Origin of the sequence: Colwellia sp. PAMC 21821, assembly GCF_002077175.1 — a bacterium.
GTDB lineage: Bacteria > Pseudomonadota > Gammaproteobacteria > Enterobacterales > Alteromonadaceae > Cognaticolwellia.
In genome coordinates, this window is sequence record NZ_CP014943.1 from 1,962,608 (window position 1) to 1,976,022 (window position 13,415).

15 protein-coding genes are annotated in these 13,415 nt (G+C 37.4%); 1 reads left to right on the plus strand and 14 read right to left on the minus strand.

Annotated elements, in window-relative coordinates; translation table 11 throughout:
* Positions 1-14: 14 nt before the first annotated feature.
* From atpF to rpmH, 14 genes are all read right to left on the minus strand, one after another.
* Positions 15-485, minus strand: coding sequence for a F0F1 ATP synthase subunit B (gene atpF, locus A3Q33_RS08260; protein ID WP_081179539.1), 471 nt, complete (start codon positions 483-485; stop codon positions 15-17).
* Positions 486-517: 32 nt separating this feature from the next.
* Positions 518-745 carry a F0F1 ATP synthase subunit C gene (atpE, locus tag A3Q33_RS08265; RefSeq protein WP_077284459.1) on the minus strand — a complete coding sequence of 76 codons (228 nt, stop codon included), beginning with the start codon at positions 743-745 and terminating at the stop codon, positions 518-520.
* A 172-nt stretch (positions 746-917) separates the two neighbouring features.
* A complete protein-coding gene (gene atpB / locus A3Q33_RS08270; RefSeq protein WP_081179540.1) occupies positions 918-1,688 on the minus strand; it encodes a F0F1 ATP synthase subunit A in 771 nt (256 codons plus the stop codon).
* Between the two features lie 17 nt (positions 1,689-1,705).
* Positions 1,706-2,098, minus strand: coding sequence for an ATP synthase subunit I (locus A3Q33_RS08275; RefSeq protein WP_231295809.1), 393 nt, complete (start codon positions 2,096-2,098; stop codon positions 1,706-1,708).
* 295 nt (positions 2,099-2,393) lie between these two features.
* Positions 2,394-3,281 carry a ParB/RepB/Spo0J family partition protein gene (locus tag A3Q33_RS08280; protein ID WP_081179541.1) on the minus strand — a complete coding sequence of 296 codons (888 nt, stop codon included), beginning with the start codon at positions 3,279-3,281 and terminating at the stop codon, positions 2,394-2,396.
* 14 nt (positions 3,282-3,295) lie between these two features.
* Positions 3,296-4,096, minus strand: coding sequence for a ParA family protein (locus tag A3Q33_RS08285; RefSeq protein ID WP_081150651.1), 801 nt, complete (start codon positions 4,094-4,096; stop codon positions 3,296-3,298).
* A 41-nt stretch (positions 4,097-4,137) separates the two neighbouring features.
* On the minus strand, positions 4,138-4,764 hold the full coding sequence (gene rsmG, locus A3Q33_RS08290) for a 16S rRNA (guanine(527)-N(7))-methyltransferase RsmG (RefSeq protein WP_081179542.1): 627 nt from the start codon (positions 4,762-4,764) through the stop codon (positions 4,138-4,140).
* 30 nt (positions 4,765-4,794) lie between these two features.
* Entirely contained in the window at positions 4,795-6,684 is a 1,890-nt protein-coding gene (gene mnmG / locus A3Q33_RS08295; RefSeq protein WP_081179543.1) for a tRNA uridine-5-carboxymethylaminomethyl(34) synthesis enzyme MnmG, read from the minus strand.
* Between the two features lie 410 nt (positions 6,685-7,094).
* Positions 7,095-7,538: an FMN-binding protein MioC gene (gene mioC, locus A3Q33_RS08300; RefSeq protein ID WP_081179544.1), complete on the minus strand. Its 444-nt coding sequence runs from the start codon at positions 7,536-7,538 to the stop codon at positions 7,095-7,097.
* A 50-nt stretch (positions 7,539-7,588) separates the two neighbouring features.
* Positions 7,589-8,974 (minus strand): tRNA uridine-5-carboxymethylaminomethyl(34) synthesis GTPase MnmE, encoded by a 1,386-nt coding sequence (mnmE, locus tag A3Q33_RS08305; RefSeq protein ID WP_081179545.1) that lies wholly within the window; start codon positions 8,972-8,974, stop codon positions 7,589-7,591.
* A gap of 189 nt (positions 8,975-9,163) precedes the next feature.
* Entirely contained in the window at positions 9,164-10,810 is a 1,647-nt protein-coding gene (gene yidC, locus A3Q33_RS08310; protein WP_081179546.1) for a membrane protein insertase YidC, read from the minus strand.
* A gap of 6 nt (positions 10,811-10,816) precedes the next feature.
* On the minus strand, positions 10,817-11,065 hold the full coding sequence (yidD, locus tag A3Q33_RS08315; protein WP_081179547.1) for a membrane protein insertion efficiency factor YidD: 249 nt from the start codon (positions 11,063-11,065) through the stop codon (positions 10,817-10,819).
* The gene (gene rnpA, locus A3Q33_RS08320) at positions 11,032-11,388 is read right to left on the minus strand and encodes a ribonuclease P protein component (RefSeq protein WP_081179548.1); all 357 of its coding nucleotides are present in this window, start codon (positions 11,386-11,388) and stop codon (positions 11,032-11,034) included. The genes yidD and rnpA overlap by 34 nt, the downstream gene beginning before the upstream one ends.
* A 41-nt stretch (positions 11,389-11,429) precedes the next feature.
* Positions 11,430-11,564 carry a 50S ribosomal protein L34 gene (gene rpmH, locus A3Q33_RS08325; RefSeq protein WP_081150635.1) on the minus strand — a complete coding sequence of 45 codons (135 nt, stop codon included), beginning with the start codon at positions 11,562-11,564 and terminating at the stop codon, positions 11,430-11,432.
* A gap of 478 nt (positions 11,565-12,042) precedes the next feature.
* Here rpmH and dnaA point away from each other — a divergent pair, with 478 nt between their 5' ends.
* Entirely contained in the window at positions 12,043-13,404 is a 1,362-nt protein-coding gene (gene dnaA, locus A3Q33_RS08330) for a chromosomal replication initiator protein DnaA (RefSeq protein WP_081179549.1), read from the plus strand.
* The last annotated feature ends 11 nt before the right edge of the window (positions 13,405-13,415 follow it).

Below are 13,415 nucleotides of genomic sequence, written 5' to 3' on the forward strand. Positions count from 1 at the left end.
AAGCTCATTTCCCTCTAAAGTTCAGCTACAAGTTTATCTAAAATGTCGCTATGTACAGCGGCATCAATTGAACGCTCAAGAATTTTCTCGGCACCAGCAATCGCAAGAATAGCCACTTGTTGGCGCAGTTCTTCTTTTGCTTGGTTACGTTCAGTATCAATTTCTGCATGACCAGAAGCTAAGATTTTTTCTTTCTCAGCTTGTGCTTTAACTGCAGCTTCTTCAATTATTTGAGCTTCACGCTTTTTAGCAGCTTCTACAATGCCAGCTGCTTGCGCTTTAGCGTCTTTTAATTGTGCTGAAGCTTTCTCTTGAGCAAGCTCAAGATCTTTAGCGGCACGGTCAGAAGCAGCAAGACCATCAGCAATAATTGCTTGACGAGCTTCGATGGCACCAATAATTGGTGGCCATACATACTTCATACAAAAAATTACGAATACGATAAATGCGATTAATTCACCAACTAAGGTCATATTAAGATTCATTTATGTATCTCCTATTCAAATTCGCGTTTAAATTAAGCTGGAACACCAACTGCGAATAATAGGTATAAGCCAATAGCAACACCGATCATTGCGATAGCATCGATAAGACCCGCTACGATGAACATTTTAACTTGAAGTTGAGGTGCTAATTCAGGTTGACGCGCAGCAGACTCTAGGAATTTGCCACCAAGTAAACCAAAACCAATCGCAGTACCAAGAGCACCTAGACCGATTAATAAAGCAACAGCGATATATAACATATTTATCTCCGATTATTTAAGTAAAGTTATAAAGTTAAAAAACTAAGGTTGAAACTGTTATTCATGCCCTTGTTACCTTGTGAGTAACAAGGGCAAAAAATTTAATTTTTCAGGCATCCTGCCTTAAACCCCGAGGGGCCGAATAAATTCGTGCTAATTTGTTTCCTACAAATTAGTGATCTTCGTGCGCTAGACTCAAATATAGAATCGTTAGCATCATAAAGATAAACGCTTGTAATGGGATAATTAACAAGTGAAAAGCAGCCCATAAAAAGTGTACTGGCAACTGGAACACACCAATTGTCGCAATTAACAAGAATATTAATTCACCAGCGTACATGTTACCAAACAAACGAAGTGCTAGTGATAACGGACGAGCTAGTAAAGTAACCATCTCTAAAATAAAGTTAACTGGGTAAAGCGACCAATGACCAAAAGGTTGAGTCGTTAACTCTTTAATAAATCCACCGATACCTTTTACTTTAATTGAGTAGTAAAGGATAAGAACGAATACACCTAATGCTAAAGCAAAAGTCATATTAGGATCAGTTGTAGGTACTGCTTTCATGTAATGCACACCAAACAACTCAAAAATACGCGGTATTAAATCTACCGGTACCCAATCCATTGCGTTCATTAACAGTACCCAAACAAAAATGGTTAATGCTAATGGCGCGATAACAGGGTTTTTACCATGAAAGGTACTTTTAACACTGTCATCTACAAACTCAACGACCATTTCAACTGCACATTGCAACTTACCGGGCACACCGGTACTTGCTTTTTTGGCAACTGAACGAAACAACATGATAAATACCAAACCTAAAAACACCGACCAACCAAGTGTATCTATGTGAACGGTCATGAAACCTTCACCGACAGACAAATTGGTTAAATGGTGTTTAATATATTCTTGGCTGGTAATTTCCGCACCTGAAGACATATTAATTATCCCAATGATTAAAGTTTAAACAAAAATGGTGTTAATAACGGCAAAGCCACTACTAAACAAAAACTGCTGAAAAAAGCTATTGGCTCTATCGCTAAAAATTTGAAGGCTAGCGCAAACAAAACGGCCGTTAATACTATTTTCAATTTTTCGCCACTATAAAAAGAATCTAAGACCTTTTCTGACGATCTTGCTCCGGCATATTTAAATGCTTTATGAGCAAAGATAAAATTAGGGATTATACTTATTGCTCCACCCGCTAATACTGAGTGTGCAAAAGATAATCCCCAAATAAAATATGTTGCTACACTGCAGGCCAAAACGATGATTATCGAAATCAATATTTGCTTAAAGGCAAACTTTCTTCCTGGTTTAGCTAACTCATTGTGAATAAATAAACTCACCAGAAACTCCATACGACATTTTTCGTAATGCTTACAGTTTTTTGAAGAACAATATTCATCTTCAAAAAGCCGACGCAAGTATACTTAATTACAGGATGAATGCAACAAAATAGGGCAATGATTGTCGTCATTATCTGCTATTTAATACCACTAAATGAATAAATTACGACTAAGGTATGATGCATTACAAAAACTTTCGCATTGAATATATTTAGTGGTTATAAAAACAGCAATAAAATTTGTCATTTTAATGTCAGCAAAATTTAATCTTTAAAAGTACGCTATGGCAAGTTATCTAAAAAGAATTAAAACGAGAAACAATACCGTCAAGTTCAGATAAATCACTGTATGAAATAACTAACTTACCTTTACCTTTTTTATTATGATTTATTGCAACGTGCGAGCCTAATTTTTCAGATAAACTTTGCTCTAGCGCTTTAGTATTCGGATCTACCGGTTTTTCTTCAATTTCTTTGGCCGGCTGTTGTACTTTTTTAATCAACGCTTCTGTTTCACGAACGTTTAATTCTTTCGCCACAACAATCCGAGCGGTATTGGTTTGAAGGTCATTATCTAATGCTAATAAAGCACGCGCATGACCCATTTCAATATCGCCATGCTCAAGTAAGGTTTTAACTTCACTGTTAAGATTATTTAAGCGCAGTAAATTAGTTACTGTGGTTCTTGACTTGCCTACTGCGTCAGCCACTTCTTGGTGTGTTAACTCAAATTCAATTAACAAACGCTCTAGTGCTATGGCTTCTTCCATGGCATTTAAGTCTTCACGCTGTATATTTTCGATTAAAGCAATAGCAACCGCTGCTTCATCAGGTACATGTTTTATTATGCAAGGGACGGTATCAAGCTCAGCAATTTGAGCTGCACGCCAACGACGCTCACCGGCAATAATTTCGTAACTATGTTCACTCACAGGACGCACAATAATAGGTTGAATAATACCTTGAGATTTTATCGAGTTAGCTAAGTCGTCTAAGGCTTCTGCCGACATATCTTTGCGAGGTTGGTATTTGCCTGGGTGTAATTGTTCTATTGGTAAGTTCTGTAATTCAGCATTTTTATTTGCCGATTCAGATTTATCATTATTATCTGCTGAATCATCTGATGGTTTAGTTAATAAGGCATCAAGACCGCGACCTAGACCTCTACGTTTAGTTTGACTCATGATATTCCTTATTACTACTCAGTAGTTGCTTGCGGTGTAGGTTGTTTTTTTTGTTCAGCACGGCGTAAAATTTCTCCGGCTAAGGCAAGATACGCTTTAGCGCCCGTAGAAGATTTATCGTAATACATTACCGGCGCGCCAAAGCTTGGTGCTTCTGCTAAACGCACATTACGTGGAATAACCGTACGATAGACTTTATCGCCAAAATGACGCTTTAATTGCTCAGAAACATCGTTAGCTAAACGATTACGAGGATCGTACATCGTACGTAAAATACCTTCAATATGCAGTTTACTATTCACGACAGTGGTTAACTGCGAAATAGTATCCATTAATGCCGTTAACCCTTCTAGTGCATAATATTCACATTGCATTGGCACTAGAACAGAATCTGCAGCGGTCATGGCATTAACCGTTAACATGTTTAAAGAGGGTGGACAGTCTATAATTATATAGTCGTAGTCTTTTCGAACTTTTGATAAAGCATTCTTCAAGCGATGTTCGCGAGAATAAACTTCCATCAGTTTAATTTCAGCAGCCGTTACATCACTATTAGCGGCAATAAGATCATAAACACCAGCCGTATTTCTACAGACCACATCATCGAACGGACGTTCTTCAATCAGTAATTCATAACATGTTGCTGGGACTTCATATTTATCAATACCGCTACCCATAGTAGCATTACCCTGTGGGTCAAGATCGATCAATAAAACTTTACGTTTTGTTGCCGCAAGAGAAGCAGCCAGATTGACCGAAGTTGTCGTTTTACCGACACCACCTTTTTGATTTGCAACCGCGATTATTTTTCCCACAAGATCCTCAATTACTTCTCTGGTCAAAAGCTTATTATTATTTATGATTTAACTAATTCAATTAAATGGCGTTTGCCTTCTAATTGAGGAACGACAATAACATAACTGTTTGTTACCGATATATTACTGGGTAATGCTGATATTTCATCACTTGGATAAATACCTTTTAATGCTAAAAATCGACCATGTTCAACACTGACTAAATGCTCACACCAAGTGACCATATCAATTAACGATGAGAATGCGCGACTTAGTACGCCATCAAATGGCTGTTCAGGATGATATTCTTCAACTCGAGATTTAACCGGTGTAACATTTTCGAGTTTTAATTGAAAAACAACTTGTCTTAAAAAGGTAATTCTTTTACCCAAACTGTCTAATAATACAAAATTACGCTCAGGATACAAGATAGCCAGTGGGATGCCAGGTAAACCTGGCCCTGTTCCAACATCAATAAATGATTGCCCTTTAAGTAACGGGCCAACCATTAAGCTATCCATAATATGTTTTATGATCATATCTTTAGGATCGCGTATTGAGGTTAGATTATATGCCTTATTCCATTTATTTAATAATTCAACATACTGGATAAGTAATGAAATTTGCTCTGTTGAAACCTCTAGCGAGGTTTCTTTGATCAGAGCAACGAGCTGTTCAGATAATGTCATAAGGTGAAATCTTTCATTTATGCTGACTCTTTAAGCAATTTTGCGTAATAAGCCATGTTTTTTCAGATAAACCAATAATAACGAAATTGCTGCTGGAGTAATACCAGAAATACGCGATGCTTTACCGATAGTTTCAGGACGGGCATCAGAAAGCTTAGCAACCACCTCATTTGATAAGCCCGATATTTGGGTAAAATCAAAATCAATTGGGATCAAAGTATTCTCATGGCGTTTCTTTTTAGCTATTTCATCCAGTTGTCTATCGATATAACCCGCATATTTTATTTGTATTTCAATTTGTTCCGCTGCTTGCTTGTCAGCAAGTTTAGGTCCTAGTCCTTCAATTGACACTAAATCGTCATAACGAACTTCTGGGCGGCGAACAAGATCTTCTAAACTATTCTCACGGCTTAATGGTGTTTTCAATAATTTATTCACTTGCTCTACAGCAGGGTGATCCTTCTGCAACCAAGTTGAACGTAAACGTTGACGTTCTAATTCAACATTTTCCATTTTTTCGTTAAATCGTTGCCAGCGCTGATCATCAACTAATCCAAGATCTCGACCTTTCTCTGTCAGGCGAATATCAGCATTATCTTCACGAAGTAATAAACGATATTCTGCACGAGAGGTAAACATGCGGTAAGGTTCTTTTGTTCCTAATGTTGCTAGATCATCAATAAGAACGCCCATGTAAGCTTGATCTCTGGTTAATATCAGCTCTTCCTTGCCTTGTACTCTTGCAGCCGCATTGGTAGCTGCTACTAGCCCTTGTGCTCCAGCTTCTTCATAACCGGTAGTACCATTGATTTGTCCAGCAAAATATAGGTTTTCAACGAATTTACTTTCAAGTGTCTGCTTTAAATCGCGAGGATCAAAGAAGTCATATTCAATTGCATAACCAGGGCGAGTTATGTGGGCATTTTCAAAACCTTTGATCGATCTAACAAGATCCATCTGAACGTCAAATGGCAAGCTTGTAGAAATACCGTTAGGATAGATCTCATGGGTATTTAAGCCTTCAGGTTCAACAAATATCTGATGACTATCTTTTTCAGCAAAGCGATGTATTTTATCTTCTATTGATGGACAATAACGTGGCCCTATACCTTCAATAACACCAGTATACATAGGCGATCGATCTAAACCGCTTTTAATTATTTCATGTGTTTTTGCGTTGGTATGCGTGATAAAACATGACACTTGTGCTGGATGATCGTTAGCTGAACCCATATACGAAAATACTGGACGAGGATCATCACCTGGCTGTTCTGCCATCACTGAGAAGTCAAGTGATCTAGCGTCTAAGCGTGGTGGTGTCCCGGTTTTTAAACGATCTATTCGAAACGGCATATCACGTAATCGAGCAGCAAGGTTTACACTGGCTGGATCGCCCGCTCTACCGCCTTGGTAATTATTCAGGCCAATGTGGATCTGGCCTGCTAGGAAAGTACCTACGGTTAAAACAACGCTTTTAGCTTTAAATTTCAAACCCATTTGGGTTGATACACCAACGATCTTATTATTTTCTAAAATTAGATCATCACAAGGCTGTTGGAATATTGTTAAATTTTCTTGGTTTTCTAAATAGTTACGAACAAAATTACGATACAAGTTTCGATCCGCTTGTACACGAGTAGCTCGCACTGCTGGACCTTTGCTTGCATTCAATGTTCTAAATTGGATCGCTGCGTGATCGGCTGCTGTCGCCATTAATCCACCAAGCGCATCAATTTCTTTTACCAAATGTCCTTTACCAATGCCACCTATGGCAGGGTTGCATGACATTTGTCCCAACGTATCAATGTTGTGGGTCAACAATAAAGTTTTACATCCCATGCGTGCTGCTGCCAGTGACGCTTCTGTTCCAGCATGTCCACCACCAACAACAATTACGTCATAAGACTCTTGATACCACATAAATTAATGACCTTAGATTATTTCTATTTAAAAATTAAGAGCGATATTTTACCGTTTTTTTTAGCTCAGGGGAATGATCTAATTTAGGAAAAGATCTAAGTACGATCCTTAAATAATATATAAAGATCTATTTAAAGATCTTATTATTATTACTTATTAGGATCCTTGTTTTCTGTTGATAAGTCACTTTTACAATTATAAAACATATACTTACTAGTGGTCTATTGTTGTGATCAAACCTTGATCAACTCCGTTATAACCTATGATCAAAACAGCTACTTATCCACAAGGAAATTAAAGTTGAATTCTATACACTGAATAATAATAGAAAATTAATAGGTTTTACCCATAGTTATCCACAGTAGGCGTTTTTATAGGTAGTTATTGTGAATAACTTATGGGTAAGTACGTTATAAATGATCTTTGTTTTCATTTAACCACATTTGAGATCGCTCTTCTGGATCTATATCTTCGCTCATATCTAATGTGATCAACGGTAAAACCTCGGTACAACCCTTTGATAATAATAATTTATTTATATTTTTTGCAGCAAAACAAAAGGTATCATAATTCGAATCACCGATGCCGATCGTTAGAAATCTCACTGAGGATAGATCTTGATCACTATTTTCAAGATCTCTAGCAAAAGCTTGAATATTGTCGGGGTAGTCGCCAGCACCATGAGTCGAGGTACAAATTAGCCAAGTTTGTTTTTCGCTCAATATTTGTGCAAAGTCAGGTTGAAAATGTAGTTCTACTTGATGGCCAAGGGCTGTTAATGTTTCTTCACAAGCTTCAGCAACATATTCTGAACCCCCTAACATACTGCCAACAATTACTTGAAATGAGCTCATTTATTGTTCCTATTACTAAATTTAAACGCTGTAAAAATCATCGATTAGTGCTATTTACCGATACAAAACGATGAAAATATTTCGCTTAACAAGTCATCATTGGTGAATTCACCGGTAATTTTATTAAGTTCTTGTTGGCAAAATCTTAGCTCTTCTGCGAGTATTTCACCGGCCACATAAGATTCAAGCTGTTCTAAACCTATTTCTAAGTGTTGATGAGCTTGTTCAAGAGCAACTAAATGACGTCTTCTCGCCATAAAACCACCTTCAGTGCTACCTTGATAACCCATGATATGTTTAAGGTGCTCAGTTAGCTCTGTAATGCCTGCGCCTGTTTTTGCTGACAAGGTTACCGTAGGTATAGCATTTAACTCACTGAAGCCGGTTTTAGCTTGGCTAATGTCAGCTTTATTTCTAATAACGGTTAACCCTATATTACTGGGTAGTTTTTCAAAAAATTCTGGCCAAACCGCTTTTGGATCGTCTGTTTCGTCGTTTGTAGAGTCAATCATTAATAAAACACGGTCTGCTTGTTTGATCTCTTGCCAAGCGCGTTCAATACCTATTTGCTCTACTTTATCGGTACTTTCTCTTAACCCCGCGGTATCAATTATATGTAATGGCATCCCATCAATATGAATTTGTTCAGTTAACACATCTCGTGTAGTGCCTTCAATGTCAGTAACTATTGCGCTTTCTTTACCGCTAAGTGCATTTAGCAAACTCGATTTTCCTGCATTAGGGCGACCCGCAATGACCACGCGCATACCTTCACGAATTATACTGCCTTGCTGGGCTTTATTTTTTACTTCTGCAACTTGCGCTATGATCGCTTTTAAATCGTTTACGACTTTTTCATCAGCAAGAAAATCGATTTCTTCTTCAGGAAAGTCTATAGCGGCCTCAACATACATACGCAGGTGTATGGTGTCGTTTACCATTTGATGTACGAGTTTAGAGAAGTCACCTTGTAGTGAATGCAAAGCACAACGTGCTGCTTGTTCTGAACTTGAGTTGATTAAATCGGCAATGGCTTCTGCTTGGGTTAAATCGAGTTTATCATTAAGGAAAGCTTGCTCACTAAACTCCCCAGGGCCTGCCATACGCACTTTAGGTAGTGCTAGAACCTCTTTTAGCAACATATCTAAAATCACTGGGCCGCCATGGCCTTGTAGTTCTAGAATATCTTCACCGGTAAATGAATTTGGTCCTTTGAAGTAGAGCGCGATACCTTGGTCTAAGGCTTGGCCCTTATGATCTTTAAAGGTTAAGTATTCAGCTTTTCTTAATTCAGGCACTTTACCTAAAATAGCTTCAGCGACATTTTTAACTTCAGGCCCAGAAACTCTGATGATACCAACCCCGCCTCTGCCAGGAGCTGTTGCTTGTGCTGCGATGGTTTCTTTATGGCTTGTTGAAAAAGCTAGGTCTGACATGACATATTCTCAGTAAACGTTAAATTCTTTAATTGCCGATATTATAAACCGTTAATTACTTGCATGTAATGCGCACTGAGTTTTTGTTTGATTTTTTCAGTAGTACTCAGCTGATAAAGATACTAAACCATTGAATTTTGCTTATAAAAAAAGGCAGCCTAAGCTACCTTTTTGGAGATACAAATAATGTTATTTCGCTTTAGTCTTTTCTTTTTCTTTTTTCTTTTCGATGCCCGAGAATATTATCTTCATTTGTACAATTGAAATAATATTACTGACTAACCAGTAAAGTACTAGTCCTGATGGGAACCAGAAAAAGAATACCGTAAACATTACCGGCATATATTGCATTATTTTCTGTTGCATTGGATCTTGCACAGTCATAGGCTGCATTTTTTGCATAATGAACATACTAACGCCCATTAATACTGGCAAAATGTAGAATGGGTCTTGTGCTGATAGATCTTGTATCCACAACATAAATGGCGCATGACGTAATTCAACACTTTCCAAAAATACCCAATATAACGCTAGGAATATTGGCATTTGAACAATTAACGGTAAACAACCACCCGCCGGATTTACTTTTTCTTTACGATAAAGCTCCATCATGGCTTGTGACATTTTCTGCTTATCATCACCAAAACGTTCTTTTAGTTGAGTCATTTTAGGTTGCAAGGCACGCATTTTAGCCATTGAGGTATATTGCGCTTTCGTTAATGGATACATACCACCTTTAACGATAAGGGTAATAATGATTATTGCTACACCCCAGTTAGTCACAATTGACTGAATTTTAATAAGTAACCAGAATAATGGTTGGCTGATCATGAACAAAAATCCGTAATCAATAGTCAGATCAAGGTTTTCTTCGATGCTTTCCAGTACATCTTGATCTTTTGGACCAACATAAAAAATTGCAGACGTTGTAGCTGTGCTGTTTGGCTCAATTGTGATTGCCGGAGCTTTAAAACCAATTACTGCATCTCTGTTACTTGAGTAGCTAGTATATAATTGATTATCAGCTGATTTTTCAGGTACCCAAGATGAAACAAAGTAGTGTTGCAACATAGCAACCCAGCCACCTTGAGTTGTTACATTTAAGTTTGCTTCTTCAATATCAGAAAAATCGTATTTTTCGTATACGTCTTCAGTTGTCGAGTAAGCAGCACCTTTGTAAGTCGGAATTAAGCCGCTACCCGTGTCAATCAAGGTTGTTTGCTTAAGTTGCGCATACATTTGCACACTTGCCGGTGTGTTAGCATTATTTTGAATTAAGTATTCAACATTAATGGCATAACTGTCGTAGTTAAGCGTAAAACGCTTAGTTACCGACAAGCCTGCATTATCAACATACTTTAAATCAATCACTAGTGGTTCATTAGCATTCGCTTGATATGAAACAGCTGATGTTTGATAAATAGGTCGACCTGGAATGATTCGGTCTAAACCTTGTGCACCGGTTAAACCACTTTGTGCCACATAACGGTCACGGTCGTTGCGTAAGATAGTAAACGGGATACCATTACCTTGTTCAGTATCGAACTTAAGTAATTTAGCTTCGACAATGTCGCCACCGTTAGTATCAATTTTGAGGGATAAAACATCATTTTTTACGGTAATTAGTGTCGCACTAACTACTTTTGTTTCATTGCTGATAGACGTTGCTGTAGCTGATGATTCAGGAACAAATTCGCCGTTATTATTGCTTGGTATTGTTTGTTGAGTTACTGCTGGTTGCTCAATAACTGGAGCATTGTCCGTTTGCCATTGGGTAAATAGCAAATAGGTAACAACCATAAGCGCAATAAAAAGAAAACTGCGTTGGGATTCCATAATGTCTTATTTCTCTTTTTTTGATAGTGGCACGGGATCATGTCCTCCCGCATTGAGTGGATGGCATTTTAGTATACGTTTGCCTGCTAACCAACAACCTTTTATCACACCAAAGCGATTAATTGCTTCTATAGCGTAAAAAGAGCATGTTGGATCAAATCTACAATGGGGTCCGAGCAATGGGCTAAGCCAGCGCTGGTAAGCTTTTACTAATGTAACAGCTATTTTTTGTGGCGTTGAATTACTTTGCGCCATATTTTTTCCAATTGCTGATTAATTTCTTTGTTTTCGAGCTTGTCAGTACCAGATTTCACCATAACGACTATATCTATATGGGGGAGGTTATGTTGATTTAAACGGAAGCTCTCACGAATTTGTCGTTTTATACGATTTCGTTGTACAGCTAATTTAACCCGTTTTTTAGCAATGGCAAGGCCAAGACGGTTATTATTATCAGAATTTGGAGTGACGAGAATTGTGATGTGGCTAGAACCAAAACGCAGAGGTTTTGAAAACACAGCTTGAAATTGACCGGGAGTCAACAGGCGTGACTCCCGATTAAATTCATAAGTAACCATAGCGGTTACTATTCCTTTAACTTAAGTTGCAAGTTAAAAGATTAAGCACTTAAGCTTGCACGGCCTTTAGCACGACGACGTGAAATTACTGCACGTCCGTTTTTTGTTGCCATACGAGCACGGAAGCCATGGTTACGCTTACGTTTTAATACACTAGGTTGAAATGTTCTTTTCATTACGCTAATCCGTCTGTTGTTGTTGCCCTGGCAAAACAGCCTTCATGAGCACACTGGGTCTAAAAATGAGGCGAAATTCTATATAGAGAACGATACTTTGTCAATGGTTATTAATCAGCTATTTTCAAAAGATCGTTTGCGGATCGTCCTGATCTAAAAAATATCCACAGTTTTATAACAATTTTACTTTTTCCCATCTAATAACCTTGTTAATTTTAAGTAATAATTAAATAGTATATTGAAATATTTTTAGCATTATTTTGCTATTAAAAATAAGCAAGAAGCCTTGTTTTATTGAGTATTATAAAAATAATTTCAAATAAAAGCCATTTATTGAAAAGTCAATATTGATGTTGTGGATAACTATAGTGATAATAGGGTAATTATATAAATTAATTTATTTACTCTTCTTTTTTTTATCGTGCTTATTTTCACGTTATTAAATAAATTAAAGATACTATTTATCAGGAGTCGGTTGTTGGATCATACACTTTGGCAAAAATGTTTGTCTGTTCTTCAAGAAGAATTACCCGCACAACAATTCAGTATGTGGATTCGTCCACTACAGTGCGTGATTACAGACAATATTATGACGTTATATGCGCCAAATAGATTTGTCCTAGACTGGGTTAGAGATAAGTATGTAAATCGCATTAATGAGCTGGTAGGGATGCAAGACAGCGCAAATCCTCCACTATTGCGTTTTGATGTTGGTAGTATTCCAGCACAAACGACTAATATTCAAAATAGTATTAGTCAATTACAACCTAATATTCGCCCTAGTAATAAAGACACCGCAGTACCAGAAAGTAATTTGCCAAAAACTACCAATGTCAGAGTTAAGTATACCTTTGATAATTTCGTTGAAGGTAAATCTAACCAATTGGCTCGCGCAGCGGCATCCCAAGTAGCAGATAATCCTGGTGCAGCATATAATCCATTATTTATTTATGGTGGTACAGGTTTAGGTAAAACGCATTTATTGCACGCCGTGGGTAATGGAATTTTACTTAATAAGCCTAATGCCAAAATTGCTTACATGCATTCTGAACGTTTCGTGCAAGACATGGTGCGAGCGTTGCAAAATAATGCCATGGAAAAATTTAAACAATATTATCGTTCAGTTGATGCCTTGCTCATTGATGATATTCAATTTTTCGCAGGAAAAGACCGTACACAAGAAGAATTCTTTCATACTTTCAATGCTTTACTTGAAGGTAATCAGCAAATAATTTTAACCAGTGATCGTTACCCTAAAGAAGTAGACGTTGAAGATCGTTTAAAATCACGATTCGGTTGGGGTTTAACTATTGCCATTGAACCACCAGAGCTAGAAACACGTGTCGCGATCTTAAAGCGTAAAGCACAAGAAAGTCATATCAATCTCGCTGACGAAGTGGCATTTTTTATTGCCAAACGTTTACGCTCAAACGTGCGTGAATTAGAAGGCGCCTTGAATAGAGTGATAGCAAATGCTAATTTTACTGGCAGGGCTATTACTATTGATTTTGTTAGAGAAGCGCTACGAGATTTACTAGCTTTACAAGACAAGCTAGTCACTATTGATAATATTCAACGTACCGTGGCAGAATATTATAAAATTAAGGTTGCTGATTTACTTTCTAAACGAAGAAATCGCTCAGTTGCTAGACCTCGACAAATTGCAATGGCATTATCTAAAGAGTTAACTAACCACAGTTTACCTGAAATTGGTGATGCTTTTGGCGGTCGTGATCATACGACTGTATTACATGCTTGTCGTAAGGTAAAATCTTTACGTGAAGAATCTCACGATATTAAAGAAGATTATTCAAATTTAACAAGAACATTGTCATCATAATAATAAGTAAG